This is a genomic window from Priestia sp. ABM2_011, from assembly GCF_056158845.1.
Map to the genome: position 1 here is coordinate 3,439,272 of NZ_JBSWUB010000001.1, position 17,464 is coordinate 3,456,735.

The 17,464-nt window shown below is 37.0% G+C and carries 10 protein-coding genes and 2 pseudogenes; 1 reads left to right on the forward strand and 11 read right to left on the reverse strand.

Going from position 1 to position 17,464, the window contains the following annotated elements; translation table 11 throughout:
• Positions 1–85: 85 nt before the first annotated feature.
• The 3 genes from gucD to ACXAE4_RS18460 form a co-directional block, all read right to left on the reverse strand.
• Positions 86–1,552: an alpha-ketoglutaric semialdehyde dehydrogenase GucD gene (gucD, locus tag ACXAE4_RS18450; protein WP_154989004.1), complete on the reverse strand. Its 1,467-nt coding sequence runs from the start codon at positions 1,550–1,552 to the stop codon at positions 86–88.
• Positions 1,553–1,591: 39 nt separating this feature from the next.
• A complete protein-coding gene (gene kdgD / locus ACXAE4_RS18455; RefSeq protein ID WP_434738970.1) occupies positions 1,592–2,530 on the reverse strand; it encodes a 5-dehydro-4-deoxyglucarate dehydratase in 939 nt (312 codons plus the stop codon).
• Positions 2,531–2,680: 150 nt separating this feature from the next.
• Positions 2,681–4,600 (reverse strand): sigma 54-interacting transcriptional regulator, encoded by a 1,920-nt coding sequence (locus tag ACXAE4_RS18460; RefSeq protein WP_475236581.1) that lies wholly within the window; start codon positions 4,598–4,600, stop codon positions 2,681–2,683.
• 214 nt (positions 4,601–4,814) lie between these two features.
• Between ACXAE4_RS18460 and garD the strand changes: the two genes are divergently transcribed.
• Positions 4,815–6,350 (forward strand): galactarate dehydratase, encoded by a 1,536-nt coding sequence (gene garD, locus ACXAE4_RS18465; protein ID WP_154989009.1) that lies wholly within the window; start codon positions 4,815–4,817, stop codon positions 6,348–6,350.
• Positions 6,351–6,409: 59 nt separating this feature from the next.
• On the opposite strand, the pseudogene ACXAE4_RS18470 reads toward garD, so the two are convergent.
• The 8 genes and pseudogenes from ACXAE4_RS18470 to lpdA all read right to left on the reverse strand — a co-directional run bounded on the left by ACXAE4_RS18470 (position 6,410) and on the right by lpdA (position 17,458).
• Positions 6,410–7,445: pseudogene (locus tag ACXAE4_RS18470) on the reverse strand (DUF3231 family protein).
• Between the two features lie 107 nt (positions 7,446–7,552).
• Positions 7,553–8,713: a Ger(x)C family spore germination protein gene (locus ACXAE4_RS18475; protein WP_261765743.1), complete on the reverse strand. Its 1,161-nt coding sequence runs from the start codon at positions 8,711–8,713 to the stop codon at positions 7,553–7,555.
• Complete coding sequence (locus ACXAE4_RS18480) at positions 8,713–10,236, reverse strand: spore germination protein (RefSeq protein ID WP_014460537.1); 1,524 nt, start codon at positions 10,234–10,236, stop codon at positions 8,713–8,715. Before ACXAE4_RS18480 ends, ACXAE4_RS18475 begins: the two co-directional genes overlap by 1 nt.
• Positions 10,223–11,320, reverse strand: coding sequence for a GerAB/ArcD/ProY family transporter (locus tag ACXAE4_RS18485; RefSeq protein ID WP_289578862.1), 1,098 nt, complete (start codon positions 11,318–11,320; stop codon positions 10,223–10,225). Before ACXAE4_RS18485 ends, ACXAE4_RS18480 begins: the two co-directional genes overlap by 14 nt.
• A gap of 195 nt (positions 11,321–11,515) precedes the next feature.
• Complete coding sequence (locus ACXAE4_RS18490) at positions 11,516–12,088, reverse strand: HTH-type transcriptional regulator Hpr (protein WP_154989014.1); 573 nt, start codon at positions 12,086–12,088, stop codon at positions 11,516–11,518.
• A 232-nt stretch (positions 12,089–12,320) separates the two neighbouring features.
• A complete protein-coding gene (locus tag ACXAE4_RS18495; RefSeq protein ID WP_028413707.1) occupies positions 12,321–13,535 on the reverse strand; it encodes a cystathionine gamma-synthase family protein in 1,215 nt (404 codons plus the stop codon).
• Positions 13,536–13,935: 400 nt separating this feature from the next.
• Positions 13,936–15,814 (reverse strand): annotated as a pseudogene (locus tag ACXAE4_RS18500) (sigma-54-dependent Fis family transcriptional regulator).
• A gap of 264 nt (positions 15,815–16,078) precedes the next feature.
• Positions 16,079–17,458, reverse strand: a complete 1,380-nt coding sequence (gene lpdA / locus ACXAE4_RS18505; RefSeq protein ID WP_154989018.1) for a dihydrolipoyl dehydrogenase — start codon at positions 17,456–17,458, stop codon at positions 16,079–16,081.
• Positions 17,459–17,464 lie beyond the last annotated feature (6 nt).

The following is a 17,464-nucleotide window of genomic DNA, read 5'->3' on the forward strand; positions in this document are numbered from 1 at the left end:
TCTTTTTCTATGTTTATCTCTCTTAGAAAGGAGGAGTTTTCCTTCTTTCTAAGAGAATAAAAGGTTCATAATACAATAAAGGTATTTAACTTTTTATAAAAACAGTTTTAATAGCTGTGAAAAATTCTTTAGCAGCTTCCCCTTGTTCTCTAGAGTGAGAACTTGATTGTTTCATGCCTCCAAAAGGTGCCTGAAGTTCAACACCTGCGCTTTCCGAGTTAATTCGAATAAGCCCAGCATCCATTTCATTAATAAAAGAAAGCATATGAGAAATATTTGTAGTGAAAATAGAAGCACTTAGCCCATATTGAACATCGTTAGCTAGTCCTAATGCTTCCTCGATGGATTCTACTTTCATCAATGCTATTACCGGGCCAAAAATTTCTTCTTGTGATATCGTCATATGCGATTCTACGTTTTCAAAAATAGTAGGTTCTACGTAAAATCCATTTTCATATTCCCCGTCAGTCAACTGACGTCCTCCGTATAAAAGAGTTGCACCTTCACTTTTTCCTTTTTCAATATATGACAATACGGTCTGTAACTGATTTTCGCTTGCACATGGTCCCATCCACGTGTCTTCGTTTAACCCTTCTCCAACGGTAATCTCCTTCGTTTTTGCTAATAGTTTTTGTTTGAATTTTTCATATACCTCATGCTGAACAATTACCCGACTAGTCGCAGTACATTTTTGACCTGTGGAACGGAATGCACCGCTGATCGTACCTTCTACTGCTAAATCTAAATCTGCATCCGCCGCTACAATTACCGGGTTCTTCCCCCCCATTTCTAACTGATATTTAGCTCCTCGAACGAAAGCCTGTTGACCAATTTGTTTACCTACTCGATCAGATCCTGTAAATGTAATAGCATTAATTTCTGGATGTTCAGCAATAGCTTGACCAATGATTGATCCAGAGCCCGTAATCATGTTTATTACACCCGCTGGAATTTCTGCTTCTTCAAAACATTCGATAATCTTAGCACACGTAATAGCTGTTTCGGTAGCTGGCTTAATTATGATAGTGTTTCCGTAGACAAGTGCCGGAGCTATTTTCCATATAGGAATAGCAATAGGAAAGTTCCATGGAGTGATAACTCCAACAACGCCTAACGGCACTCGAGATGTAAACATCAATGCTTCAGCATCGGTAGAAGGAATTACATCTCCCATTTTTCTCATACCTTCTCCCGCATAGTATCGAAGAATAGCTATTCCGCGAGCTGTTTCTCCTTTTGTTTCAGCCAAGGTTTTTCCCATTTCACGTGTAGCACATTCTGCAATTTCATCTAGTCTATTTTCCATAATATCCGCAGCTTTGTGAAGGTACTGTCCGCGAGCTGCGCCTGACAAACGCTTCCATTTTTCTTGAGCTTGTTTAGCTGCTTTTACCGCTAGATTTAAATCTTCAAGAGTTGATTTTTGTACATATCCTACAGCCTCTTTCTTATTGGCTGGGTTTAGACTTTCCATTATCTCTTGAGACGATGATGGCACGCCTTTTCCATTAATAAAATTTAAATATTGTTTGTTTTGAACACTAATTTTCATATGAACTCTCCTTTTTATAAAGCGTTTACATTTTATTAATTAAGATAAAACTTGTTTAGAGGATTTAGGATATTGATCAAATGCTCGTGTTAAAATTCTTTCGAGCTGTGCGTAATGTTCTTTATCTACTGAAACGATAGGAGGCCTCACTGTATCTGTAACAGGTAAACCTATAATTTCCATCCCTGCTTTGATTAATGACACAGCATATCCTTTTTTTTGCTTGCGAATATCGTTAATTGGAAGAATTATATTTTGGTAGAGTTCACTGAGTAACTCTTGATCATGACTTAATAAAGCATTGTAAAACATTCTTGATATATGCGGAATATAGTTAGATATTGCTGACGAATAAGAATCAAATCCAATTGGAGCGTATGCTGGCATCGTTACTTCAGCCATTGGCATTCCGTTTAGCCAGCTTAGTCGTTTCCCTAAAGACTGGGTTAATTCTATATTTAATTCCATATTTCCATATCCGTCTTTTAATCCTACTAATTGGTTTAATTCTGTAAGTTTTTCTAAAGTTGGCAACTGTAAAATGGCATTGTCTCTTTGATAAACAATTGCGTTTAAATGTGTATGCTCAATGATTGCTTTTAGATAGTTGTAAAGGCCTTCTTGTTCACCTTCAATTAAGTATGGAGGTAAAATTAAATAGCCGTCTGCCTGTTTTTCCTCTGAAATACGAGCCCACTCTAAAGCTGTAGAAAGATTACCGCCCACACCTGTATAAACGGGAACTTTTCCGTTGACGACAGATATAGCTACTTCTAACATTGCTGTATATTCTTTTGTATTTAAGGATTGAAATTCCCCTGAACCGCAAGCGATGAAGATAGCCTCTAATCCTTCGTCTAATAAAAATTGAATATTTGTTTCTAAAGCTTTTTCATCTAATTTTCCTTGGTTATTAAGGGGAGCAACGGGGAAACCTAAAATTCCTGTAGGTGCTTTTCTATTAATATTCACATGCATATCCTCCTATAAATTTTCAGATAATTTTTACATTTTTATTGTAAGACAAATTAAATTGTTTGTCAATAAAATAAATAAACTTAAATTATTAAATAAAGGATTTTAAAATAGAAACAAAACACACCTCTTTGTTAGAGGTGTGTTTTGTTTCTATTTATACGCTTTTTTTATTTCAATTTCATAGTTTCTCAACTTACGGTAAAGTGTACTTCGATCAATTCCCAACAATTTAGCTGCTTGAGATATATTGGAATGGGTTTCCCTTAGAGTAAGCAAAATTTGCTCTTTTTCAGATCGAAGATGATTGTTAGTTTCCGCTTCTTCACCGATGTAATTTGTTTCAAAAACATTTTCATTTAGCTGCTCTTTCATATCCTGAGCCGAAACTATATTATTTTTACTGATCACTACTAATCTTTCAATAAAATGCATTAATTCTCTTACATTTCCTTTCCATTCATAGGTAGTTAATTGTGAATAAGCTTTTTCTGTAATTTCTATATTTTTCTTTTTATAGAGATTAGTGTAATAGACTAAAAAATGCTGAGCAAGATAACGAATATCATTTTTTCTTTTACGGAGCGGTGGAATATTTATAGTTAAGACCTTAAGCCTATATAGTAAATCCTCTCGAAATTCGCCTTTTTCTACGACTTTTAATAAATTTTTGTTCGTTGCTGCAATAACTCTTACATCTACAGGAATATATTTATTATCACCTAAGCGCATAACCTGTTTTTCTTGTAAAACTCTAAGTAAGCGCGATTGTCCATATGTATCCATCTCAGAGATTTCATCCAGAAAAATCGTTCCTCGATGCGCCATTTCAAACAAACCTTGCTTTCCTTTTCTGGTCGCCCCAGTAAAGGCCCCTTCTACATATCCAAATAACTCACTTTCCAGTAAATTAGGCGGAATGGCGGCACAATTAACAGCAACAAAAGGACCGTTTTTCCGCAAACTTTCTGCATGAATACTCTGAGCAAATAACTCTTTCCCAGTGCCAGACTCCCCATAAATTAGAACGGTTGCATCTACCGAAGACACTGTCTGTCCAATCCGTTTGGCTTCACAAATATGCTTAGAATGTCCTAAAATATCAGAAAATGTGTAGCGTGTCTCGAACTTTCTTGACAGTACTTCCCCTCTAATTTTAGCTTCCATTTCTTGAATACTTGTAATATCTTGAAAAGTTATCATTGCTCCAATAATGTCTTTCTCCACTTTAATTGGAGCAATATTAAATATTAAACTTTTATTTTTGATTTTTTTGATTATACCTAGATGCTCTTCTCCTTCAAAACAATTTTTAATAGGCAAAAAAGGCATAGCAGCATCAATATGCTTTCCTAGCACTTCTTGCCTTTTTAATTCTAGTAAATGCTCAGCAGCATGATTAAATACTTCTACTTTTTTATTTCTATTAATACTAATAATTCCTTGTATAGAATAATCAATAAGGGCTTTAACTGTTTGGGAACGCTCTTTTTCAATTTTTCTTCCTAAAGAAATCTTTTTAGCTTCTAAAAATGCTGTTCTAACAGCGGAGTTTCCAGATTCAATAGGAATTGCCTTAAAGCCTTTCCTAAGCGATAAAGTAGTTGTTTTCATTCCGCCAATAACAATATCTGTTTCTACTGAAGAAAGTTGCTCAATACAAGTTGGAATATCTTCAACTGAATTAAGAGGATAAATAGAAAGGTTGATACCCAAAATATCTGCTAAAATTTCCACATCATTTTTCATATTCTGAAACGCGAGCATGGCCACTTTAGGATTCTCTAAGCCTGTTGCCTTCTTGCTTTTATAAAAGACTTGAGCTAAATCTTGTCCTGTAATTGGAATTTCAACTAGAGGAATTCTGCTTACAGAATCAGTAATTAACCTTGCAGTCCCTCCTCTGCAAACGATAACATCACAACTGGATTCTAATTTATTGGCGAGTTTTACGGCGCGACTTAACCTTGCAAGATAGATTTCAACCTCTCCTTGTAATCCTAACTCTTGAATTACTCTTCTCCCTTGTAAAAACAGTTGTTTATCTGGAGCAATAAAAGCAATTTTTGACATATTCGTTCCCTCCTTATTAGTTAGAATATTCTAGTTATTATAACGCATTGACACAACAATTGTTGCTTTATGTACAACAATTGTTGTATATTTCATCACTTTTATTCGATATAAAGGCTTTTTTTACCCGTTAAAGCACTTGGCATGCTTATTGCAATAAATAAAGATGAACATGTTTAGAAAGAAATTAAAAGCGATTAAGGAGAGATGAATCATGTCTTTGCAGATCAATCAAACGGAAAAACCCCTTTATATCAAAGTAAATGAAAACGATAATGTTGCTACTATTGTAAACTCAAAAGGATTGCCGAAAGGAACTGTGTTTCCATCTGGGTTAGAGTTAAAAGAATATATCCCTCAAGGGCATAAAGTTTCATTAAGAAACTTTGAGAAAGATGACAAAATTATTCGCTATGGAGAAATTATCGGAACTGCTTCCTCACCAATTTCTCAGGGAACTTGGGTAAAAGAATCATATGTTACCCTGCCTGATCCTCCTATTTTAGAAAAGTTGCCTTTGGAAACTAAAGTTTTTGCCCCTTTACCTCCTTTAGAAGGTTACACATTTGAAGGCTATAAAAATATAAATGGAAGTGTTGGAACAAAAAATATACTTGGGATTTCGACAAGTGTTCAATGTGTAGCAGGAGTACTTGATTATGCGGTTAAAAAAATCAAAACAGAGCTTCTTCCTTCTTATCCAAATGTAGATGATGTAGTAGCTTTAACTCATAATTATGGCTGCGGAGTTGCCATTAATGCACCGGATGCCGTCATTCCGATTCGTACATTACAAAATCTTTCTACCCATCCAAATTTCGGGGGTGAAGTTTTAGTAGTTGGCTTAGGGTGTGAAAAGCTTCTTCCTGAACGTTTGATTCCCCAGGAGGATTCAGGAAATATAACACGTTTGCAGGACCAGACCGGCTTTAAGCAAATGGTTGCTACAATCATAGAGATGGCAGAGGAAAAATTAATTAAGCTAAATAATAGGACGCGCGTAACCTGCCCCCTATCTGATTTAACGGTAGGTTTACAATGTGGAGGAAGCGATGCCTTTTCCGGTGTTACCGCCAATCCAGCAGTTGGATATGCGGCAGATTTACTAGTAAGAGCAGGCGCTACTGTTTTATTTTCTGAAGTTACTGAAGTTCGAGATGCTATTCATTTGTTAACGCCACGAACAATTAATGAAGAAGTCGGTCAATCTCTAATTAATGAAATGAGCTGGTATGATCAATATTTAAAAAGAGGCGAAGCTGATAGAAGTGCAAATCCTTCACCTGGAAATAAAAAAGGCGGACTTGTAAACGTAGTAGAAAAAGCACTTGGCTCTATAGCTAAAGCAGGAACAACTCCAATCGTCGAAGTTTTATCGCCTGGAGAAAAGCCGACTAAAAAAGGCTTAATCTATGCAGCAACTCCGGCGAGTGATTTTGTATGCGGAACATTACAGTTAGCTTCTGGGATGAACATGCATATTTTCACAACAGGGAGAGGAACTCCATATGGCCTGGCAATGGCACCTGTTCTTAAAGTATCTACTAGAAGTTCATTAACTGAGCAATGGGATGATTTAATAGATTTAGATGCAGGAAGAATAGCACAAGGAGAGGCAACCATTGAGGAGGTGGGTTGGGAACTTTTTCACTTAATTATAGAAATAGCAAGCGGCCATAAGAAAACGTGGAGTGATTATTGGGGGCTGCATAATGATTTATGTCTTTTTAACCCTGCTCCTTTAACTTAACAACATAACGAGAACCTGTTTCTAAACTGGTTCTCGTTGTTTTATGACGCGTTGAGTAACTAGTTGGAGTTTAAATGATTTCTATCTACGGCTGCCGGTGGTGTTTCCATCCAGCCGTTTTCCATCATAATATCCGCTGCATCTTTTACAAACCTCGAGATATTTGTCATTGATTTTCCATATAACAGCGCCAAATCATGTCTTCCATTGACGGCTACCGAATTTCCAAAAGCCCTCATTTTCATTGAGAACATATCCATTTTGTGAAACAGCATTAATTTATCGGAAAATGGTGAAAAAGTCGAAGTAGTAATTAAATGATCAAGAAAAGATGGCGCTGGTAAATTATCTAGATGAAGCTTTTTAACATAGCGTTCTACCGCTTTATTTGTCGGAATCTTCGCCTTTTACAAATAATGCACGAATTTTTTCACTTTTAACAACTTGACTAAATGCCAAAATTAAGGCTTTGCTTGTCACATTATTCTCGATGTTATCATACAGATGAGCAATTTCTAATGCGTGCAAAGGTCGAACATCTCCTATAAACCCGCTTAAATAATGAGTAGTAGCGATGTTCACTTTTTCTGGTGCGGGAATAATTGGCGGCTTAATAATAAATCCTTTATCCATTAAGATTGCCTTTATTTGCTCCATCAATTCCATTGTTGCTTTCATACAATACGTTAAAAGCGTCTTTACATCTTCTCTATACATTAGCGGCAGTGCAATACTGTAAATGCTTAACCCCGCTTTAGCAACATATTTTAAATAATGCACGTAAAATTGATCTTCAAACAGCTTTGGAGCGCCTAGGTTAACGTCTTCTTTTGTAAATCCATAAGGAATCGGCACATTTTCTTTTTTGAAAATATCTTTTACGCTACTTTGAAATTCTTCCGTTAAACCTTTTGCATGCTGTAACAGTTTTTTTATATCTGGATCTTCAACGTGTTCAAGAAAATAGCTTAAAATATGCGAAGACATACTGTTGCCCATATAGGTTGCCCAAAGTTTACCCATTCCGGGGGCTGTTAATTTCTCTTTCACGCTTATTTTTTTTGAACCTATTTTAGTTGGTTTGATTGTTTCCATTTATAATCTCCTAATTCGATTTGTTTTTAGGTCGGTCTTTTCTATTTTATCTATTCCTACACTTTTGATTTAACATTATTAGGTGAGAAATTCAGGTTTTCAGTATTTTAATCTATAGTCGGACCTATTCGCTGTTTGTTTCCGTGCTTAACCTGTAAGTTGACCTTCACATTTATTGAGTCTTTTGTTAAAGGAATTGCCCCGTTGCTTTGAACAGCATTCCATTTACGCAGTTCTTTTTTGTAAAGAACATGAGAAAGCCTGTAAACATCGCTGTTTATATTCAAGCCTTGCGCGTACGTTTCAATAATTTGTTTCTTAATTTTCTGTTCAGCTTCTTTTTTTATAGTTGATAGTTTTTCGTGCTGCGGCATAACTAAAATCGTTGCTTTTGCCCTAACTTTTATATTAAATGTTAGATTACTACCTTTTATAACAGGTTCAACCTTTACTTTTTTCTTGTCTACCACAAGATCAATATCGGAATGATCAGGCAGCCTTACCCGTAAACCAGCTCGTACAAATTCATCGGTTATCCATCTAAGCCCTTTGATTTTATTCTCAGAAAAAACTCCTTTTAATTCAGATGATGTAATAGCCACTGCTCCGTTTACTTGAATAGCTGTTTCTGCTTTTTGATCCGTTGTTAAATGTTCTTTAGTCTGAACTAGAGGGATGTTTACTTCGTGACTTGGTTCATTAAGATGGATAATGAGCTCTCTTAAATCAACTGGTGGAATAAAGGAGTTTTGCTTAAAAATCACTTTAGGATCGCTCAAGCGAGAAAGAGCGTTCGATACTTCGAACATAGGCGTAGCTAACAGCGTTTTTTTCAAAGGGCTTTTCGTAGCATACATCCAAATGTTATATCTCGTTTCCCGATAACGATCTAAAAAATCCACCGCGGATTTGACAGCGCCATGCTTTAACGCATCGTCCGTTAGAACAAGGAAAGCTAAGTGCCCAAAAAAGATTCTGCGCTGAGAAATTTGATAATATCTAAAAATAGCTTCATCAATGGTTTTTCCTGTTGCGTAGCCAACTTCTACTTTGACTTGACCCGCGCCAGCACCGCTTGCCTCAGATTTTGCCAATAAACTTAAATTGATTGTCTGCAGGTAAAGAACGTAACGATTATCTTTAAAATCTACCCCCATTCCCTGTGCGTATACCATTTGTTCCGGTTCATTCGTATCCCAGCACCCCGAAAGAAACAATAAAAAAGAGCTCATAATAAGTATAAGTAAGTTCCTTATGGTCCTTTTCACTAACTTCCTCCTTCTTCGCGGGTGGAATCGCTGGGGTTAAGCATACTAGCTCTCGTTGCTTTTTTACTTTCGGGCAGGCGGAATAGAGATTTTAAAATATTTTTCGCATCTAATCGGGTTGCTAATTCGAAATATGGCACACCAAACGTTCGAATGTTTGTAATATAGATCATGACTAAAAAGATGGAAATAAAAAAGCCAAAAAAACCTAAAATGCTAACACAGATAATACTAAAAAAGCGGATCAGTGAAATTGTTCCTATAAGGGACTGATTTGCTAGCGTAAAGGTAGCAATCGTAGAGCCTGCAATGACAACCAGCATGGCAGGACTTGTTAAACCGGCTCTAATGGCTGCATCACCGATAATAAGCCCTCCGATTACACTGAGTGTCTGTCCGACAGAAGTCGGGAGTCTAAACCCTGCCTCTCGAAACAATTCAAATAGAAGAAGCATTAATATTGCTTCAAGAGAGGTAGGAAACGGGACACCTCTTCTTGCTTCAACAATCGTAGCTAATAGGCTGAGCGGAAGCTGATTTTGATGAAAAGCCGTCATTGCAACCCAAAAACCCGGCAAAAAAGCAGCGATAGAAAGCCCGAAGATTCGAAGAATACGCTCAAAAGAGCTGTATAAATATGTATTTTCTTTATCCTCAGATCCTTTTAATAAGTAAAAAAGGTTAATAGGTGTAACATACGCATATGAAGTTCCATCAATTAATATAATGAACCGGCCATTTAACAGAGATTGAACCGCAAAATCAGGTCTTCCTGTATAAGCGTGGCGAGGAAAAAAGCTATACGGATTTTTATTAATGAGCTCTTCTAGCTGTGTTCCGCTGAAAATACCGTCGATATCGATATTCCCTAACTTCTCCATAATTTCGTCAAGTATCTTCTTGTCAGCTACGTCTTCCATGTATAAAATGCTTACTTTTGTTTTTGTTCGTTTTCCAATCTCTAAAGATTTTGTTAACAAGGAAACCGATTTAAGACGCTTACGAATTAAAGCAATATTCACAGGTAAGTCTTCAATAAAATTGTCTCTAGGACCCAATATGGTTACTTCATTTTTCGTTTCTTCTGGACTTCTTTGAGGACGGTCAGAAATATCGATAGACACAACAGCGTTCGGTAATCCAAAATCAATGAATAATTTCCCAGAAAAAATTTCCGAAACTGCCTGTTCTTCATTTTGAACGATAGAAACTGAGGGAAGGTTTAATAATTTTATGATCTTGTCTCCTTCTACTTCTCCCTCTAACTTAGCGCAGCATTCCTCTAATCTTTTAGGGATCATTCCATATAGCATTTCCGTACTCACTAAACCGGTACAATAAATCATAAGCACTCGTTTGTTATAAAAATAAACGGTCTCGAAGTTAATATCGCCGCATTTTCCAAATAAATCTCTTAACGTACACTCATTGATGATCTGAGAACGAGAAGAACTTTCTTTTAAAAGACTTTCGGTCTCTTGTTTTTTAGAGCTGTAGTCTTTTTGCTTCTTAAAAAATTCCACTTTTATCCCTCCTTGTTTTATGGGAAATTAGAAAGACTATGACTACTAAGAAAAGAGAAAAAGCAACAAACAGCCAGAAAGTAGCCGGTATGATTGTAAAAAATAAAAGATTTGAAAAAGTAAAGTCTGTTATAGGAACCAGCGTGCATACAGTGATAACCACTAAAATGAGTAAAAGAAACCTTTTGTGGCCTTTTTGAAACGGAACTAATTCTTTCATAATGAAAAGAAAGGTCGAAATGCGGATGAAGGTACCCGACAGCCACTGATAAATAGATAAAAAGTCGATATGCTCTATAAACTTTCCAAGTGATGCAATTCCCCATTCTTCATAGGGGGGGAAACGTTGCTTAGAGGCTTCTACAGGACCAAATTCAGTAATTGCCCCAATAAGAGGCCCAATCGTAAGGCCTGTTAAGAGAATTCCTGCCACCGCTAAATGCTTATAGCGTATAGGCTGCGGTACTTTGTGCTGCAAGAAAAGCAGCAGCAGCAGCTCAACCATCCCTGATCCTTGAAATACAATACTTTTAATAACCGGAAAATAGCCATTTTCTAAAACAGGCTGCAATAAAGAATAATCTTTAAATTGAAAGTTTGTAAAAGAAACAAAAAAACCTAATAGTACAATAAAAAATAAAAGAAACACGTTTACAATACTAATCGTTCTCATGCTCGTAGCGGCAAGTAAGCAACAGGTAAAACCAAATAGCAAAACGAGTATAATTAAAGGTGTTCGCTGAAGAAAAATAATATTGATCCACGTAATCGTCTCTCGTAAGGTGGCAATTTCCATAATGGTCAAATAAGCGATTATAAGAAAAATAACAACGTTGGTAAATGACTTATTCATATGTTTTTTCATCCATTGAAAAAGATGTTCGCCGTTTGTTTTTTTATTTACATATACGAGTAAAGGAACCCATATGAGTGTTAAAAGACAAGTAAGAAGAACGGTGATCCAAGCATCGCGCCCTGCCGTTTTAATTAATGGAGATATAAGCATCACATGAGTTTTTAAGCCAATAAACGTCATCGAAAGAAGGATCAGCTGAAAAACAGAAATTGAGTCTGACTTATTCATGGTAACCACTCCTTCTCTCCGGTAAATTTACTACTGGTAGCTTATCCTAAATTTCTCATAATATAATGGAGAATCATTATTCACAAAATAAAAAAGAGCTGTTTTATACGTCAAATTTCTCACGTATAAAACAGCTCGGTCTGTTATTTACTTATTTTCACGAAGCCCCTATTCTCTGCACATTATTCACCGCGTTCAATTACTAGTTAGCTGGACTTCTTTCTTATCTTCATTTTCTTTTATTTCCGCTTCTTCTATATTCACAAAAGGTTGATCAGCAACGGTCACTAGGTCGCCGCCGCAAACGTGGCGAACAACGGTCACGAGCTCTGGAAAATCGGGAAATTTTCCGTATAACGTTTTTAAAGGAAGTGCGCCTTTGCACACCTTACTGTTATGTGGTTCATACCCTTTGAGCGTGTCAAGCAATAATTGTTCTCCCTTTTCAGTCAGTTTGATGTAGGTATTTCTTTTATCATTTTCCCTTTTGGATAAATGAAGGCATCCTTGATTTTCTAATTTTTTCGAAAAATTAAATGCTGTAGAGATATGCATAGCGCCTAAGTTAGCTAACTCTGACATAGAGATTTCTCCCGTGCTGCTAGCCAAACATAAAATATGATGCTCATTTACATTCAGACCATAAGGTTTCACCCATTGCTCCCAATCATCTTCTGCAGCTCGCCAGATGGCTTTACTTACCTGCATTAATTTAAATCCAAACAATGATGCATCTTTTATTGTGTATTCATTTTCTTGTTTCGACATACTATCATTCCTTATTTGTAGGCTATTGTAAGTTAGTTTATTTTTAAAGCGTGTAAAAACATTTTTATTTCATCTAATTTATCAGTATACCTACAAAATCAGACGAAAAAATACACGTGCAGTTTAATTTCTCAGCTTTATTCCACAATATCTCTGCAATTTTGAAGAAACGTCTACCAACTAAAAAGAGTTGCTTACCTTATTTTTATTTAAAAAAGTAATACATGTCTTTTTAATTACTAATAGGTGATGCAGACTCTAAGTGAGCAAATGCTTGTTCTAAGTCTGCAATTAAATCTTCCGTATCTTCAATTCCTACAGATATGCGAACCAGTCCTTCGGATATTCCAAGAGCTTTACGTTCTTCAAGCGTACATTCTACGTGACTAGTCGTTCTTGCCGGACCGTAAATCGTTTCAACTGCTCCTAAATTACCGGCTTTATTTGCATACGTTAACTTTGGCAGCAAAATTTTAATAGCTTCCATTTCTCCTTTTAACACAAAGCTTAATATTCCACCAAAGCCTTTCATTTGTTTTTTGGCAATATGATGATGAGGGTGTGTTTCCAATCCAGGATAATAGACGGCTTCAACCGCTTCTTTCTTTTGAAGAAATTTAGCAATTTCCAAAGCGCTTCGTTCTTGTTGACGTATACGTAATTTTAACGTCTTCATTCCTCTTAAAATAAGATACGCTGACATGGGGTCCATGGTCGCGCCATTGATTTCACGGTAGTGATACACATGCTGTATTAATTCTTTAGAGCCGCATACTACTCCTCCTAAAGCATCGGCGTGTCCGCTTAAAAATTTTGTGGCACTGTGAATGACAAGATCTACTCCTAATTGAAGAGGGTTTTGGTTAATTGGTGTCGCAAACGTATTATCAATAATGACCACTGCCCCTACCGATTTTCCTGCTTTCGCTATTCTTTCAATATCAATAATTTTCATCGTAGGATTTGTAGGAGATTCTAAATACAGCACTTTACATCCTTTATTTACTTCCGCTTCAATTTCTTCATGATTCCCCGTATTACATAAGGTTACATCCACTCCAATGTTAGGAAGAAACTCAGTGAAGATTTTGTTTGTTCCCCCATATGTATCTTTTACCGATACGACTCGGTCTCCGGGTTTTAAAAACGTGTATAATGTGCTGCTAATAGCCGCCATGCCGGAAGAAAATGCGACCGCTTCTTCTGCTTCTTCGAGTATCCTTACTTTTTCTTCAAAAGCTTTAACCGTAGGGTTACTCATGCGATTATACGTATAGCCTGGTTTGTTTCCTAACGCAACTTCTTGCCATTCGTCTACATCATCATAATTGTAAGCTACGCTGAAGACGACAGGAACTTGGGTGGCATTGTAAGCAAGCGATTCTTTTTCTCCTGCCCATACCGCTTTTGTTCCGTCTTGTACATTTTTAAACTGTTTGTCTGTCATTCACTCATCACCTCTGGTTTTGTTAATTAGATATTGATTAAATTATATATTGTATACAATATACTGTATATAGTACAGAATAATCTGATAATAAAATATACGTACATTCCTCATTAAATTTAAAAAAGATCGAGATATAACGAAAGCAATTCAATCTAACGACGAACAAATAGGATACATGAGCTGAACGCTCGTGACACGGCAAGTTGATTCCGTGCAAGACCGCGGGCACTAAGCGCGAAGGAGTCTTCGTCTTACACTCCAATCAACTACTAGAAGAACTTAAAACGAATCGAAACTACGCTTATCATAACAAAAAAAACGAACCACTAATCAAAAATCTTGATCAATGGTTCATTTTTTACTTCGTCTAAATTTAAAACAGCTAAAAACTCTCAGCTTATAAATTGAATTTTTTTAGTCTGTTATAAAATGTACTTCTTGGTATATCTAACAGTTTAGCGGCAAGTGACACATTACCCTGCGTTTTACGTAAAGCATCCATCATCAAGTCTTTTTGAACTTTTTCACGAAATGTGAGTGCGGATAGGGACGTAAAATCGTTTTTTTCTATTTCTTGTGAAGTATCAGAGTGAGAGATGGTCCTCTGACCACCAAGATGTAAAGAACTCAAATAACTCAATATTGTCTCTTTTTCTGTGTCCGCGTTTAGTGAAATTTTCAAGCGTTCAAGTACATTAAATAATTCTCGAACGTTTCCGGGCCACTGGTAATCTATCAATTTATCTACTAGTTCCTTGGGGAAATTCATATTCCAATCATTCGTTTGACAAAAGTACCGCATAAGATGCGGAATATCTTCTTTTCTTTCGCGTAAAGGCGGAACATGCACGGGGTACACGTGAAGCCGGTAGTATAAATCTTCTCGAAACTTCCCTTCATTGACAAGTTGGCGAAGATTCTCGATGAGTAGCGGTAATAATCCGGATGTCTACCGGAATTTCCTGATTGCTTCCCACAGGCGTGACCTTGCGCTCTTGCAATACTCTTAACAAAGAAACTTGCATAGAATGAGGAAGCTCACCTATTTCATCAAGAAAAATCGTACCATGATTAGCCTGTTCAAACTTCCCTTGATATCCTTGACGCCGTGCTCCTGTAAAGGCTCCTTCCGCATAGCCGAATAATTCACTTTCCATAAGTTCCTTCGGAATGGCACCACAATTAAGAGCAATAAAAGGCCCGTTTTTACGCGAACTGTTTTCATGAATCGTTCTCGCCACTACTTCTTTTCCAGTACCTGTTTCCCCTAAAATATAGACCGTTGTATCCGTAGGAGCCGCCTGCTTTATTTCTTCTAATGTTCGCTGAAAGGATCGGCTTATGCCTGCTTCTCCTTTAAAACAAAATGATTGAGCAGAGATCTGTTTAGTTGTTTGGTTATGAGTCGTTTCTTCTGACAAGTAAACAATCTTTCCAATAGAATGACCGTGTCTTTTTGAAATGACAGGCACTTCCATCACTATACGAAATCCCTGTTGTACAATCGTATTCAACTGTTGTCCTGACCATTTAGGTATACATTCCCGAACGGTTTTACTTGCTCCTACAATCACTTCTTTGTAATTGCAAAGCAGCAAGAGCTGCTTGCTATCGACAAAATTCATAGAAGCATGAACCAACTCAATTTCGTCTTTGTGCATTCGAATGCTTAACTCCCGTTCGATTGTATACGCAATGGACGTAACCATTCCAAGCATATAAGGATGCGCTCTGTTTACGGGACAGGAAATATTAATAATCCCAATTAAATTTCCGTCGTCATTTCGAACAGGCGCCGCCGAACAGCTCCATTGATGCGAAGCAATCGAATAATGTTCTGTACCTGTTATCATAATGGGTGCTTCCGTTTGCAGAGCCGTCCCGATTGCATTTGTTCCTACTTCTTTTTCTGTCCAACAGGCACCTTCCACAAAATTAATTTTTCTTGCTTCATTCAGTGTAAGTCTATTTCCTGTAATAGATAAAATATAGCCTTCTGGGTCAATTAATAGAGCAACCATTCCTAAATCTGCCGCTGATTGTCTGATTCTTTCTAAGTGCGGCAACGCCGTTTCAAGAAATAAAGAGTTCATTTGTTTTCGAGAATGAAAATCTTCGTTTCTTAAAATCGATCTGCCTTTATCTAGGTAAGGGTTAACATCTGCGCTTTTACAGCGGTTCCACGATTTTACAATGATGTCGTTTAACCTTGAAGATTCAAGTGCTCCTTCGTTTACAAAACGTTTCCATGTGTTTAAAGAAAGTGTGGATTCCATTTCTTACCTCTCCCCTATAAACTTAATTGAATATAGTAAATCAAGGCTTGTTACTATTATTATAAATCACAAAGAAAACGTTATCATTACCAAAGATAGATTCTTAAACTCACGTTATGTAAAAATTAATAGAAAAACTAGACGAGGATGCAGGAAAATCCCTCTCCCTCTTTCATGATTCCTTCATCCTCTAGTTTACCTTTTTGAATCATTCATTTTTACTTTTCATTCTTAAAGAGCTTAATAACTTGAGCACTTGTATAATCATGAGTGAACGGCCTGACCCGCTGAATGCAAAAGAGCTTCATGAATCGCTTCGGATAATGTAGGATGAGCAGCGATAAAGTCTTCCATTACATCCGTGGTCAACTCCCCGTGCAGCATGATAGTTCCTTGTCCAATTAATTCTGTAGCATGTGCACCTACAATGGAAAGCCCAATAATTTCATTAAACTGCGGTTCTACGATTACTTTCACTTTTCCAACAGAATCATTTGCAATCATCGCTTTGCCGTTTGCCGTAAACGAAAATTCTCCGATACGAACATCACCGTATTTTTCTCGGGCCTGTTTTTCTGTCAAACCGACACTTGCAATTTCAGGATGAGTATAGATGCAGCGTGGTACAACTCGGTAATTCGCGCTCTTATCTTTTCCGCATGCATGCAAAGCAGCAACTGTGCCTTCATGAAAGGCTACATGAGCAAGCTGAATTCCGCCGACTACATCTCCACAAGCATACATATTAGATATATTCGTTTGCATATGCTCATTAACATCAATTCCTTGTTTTGAAAAATGTATGCCAAGCTTTTCTAAACCTAAACCTAGCACTCTAGGCTTTCTCCCAATTGAAATTAATGCATAGTCAGCCTGCAGTTCATGCAGTTCTTCTTTATGTTTAAATAGAGCCGTTTTATCTTCTGGCTGCATTTCTGTTAGCGAAGCGGATGTATAAATCGTTACGCCTTTTTTCTCTAACTCTTCCTGTAACGTAAAGGCGATATCGGCGTCTTCACCAGAAAGCAGCTGATCTGCCGCTTCCACAATCGTTACTTTTGTTCCCATTTGACTGTAAATGCTTGCAAATTCACACCCAATTACCCCTCCTCCTACTATTAAAAGAGATGAAGGAATAGCAGGCAGCGACATCGCTTGTCCACTGTGAATGATCCACTTTCCATCAAAAGGTGCAAACGGCAGGCTAGCAGGTTCTGAACCTACAGCAATAATAAACTGTTCAGCCTCTATTTCTTCTACTTGATTTTCATTTCGCACGGCTAGGCGATGATTTGTCAAAAAAGAAGCTTCTCCTTTCATGACTTTAATACTGTTCTTTTTCATTAAATAGCCAATTCCCCTGACCAAGTTTTTAACAATGGCTGTTTTATGATGCTGAACGCCATCCCAGTTAATTTTCACTTGTTCTAAAGGAAGAGTGATGCCGAATTGCTCAGCTTGCTTTATTTTCTCATAGGCTTCCGCGCTTGCTAATAATGACTTTGTTGGCATGCAGCCCTCATTTAAACATGTTCCACCTAAATCTTTTTGTTCGATTAACGTAACTTGTTTTCCTTGCCGGGCGGCAGTGATTGCCGCCACATATCCTGCAGGACCACCGCCAATGACAACTAAAGGTTTCATGGAATG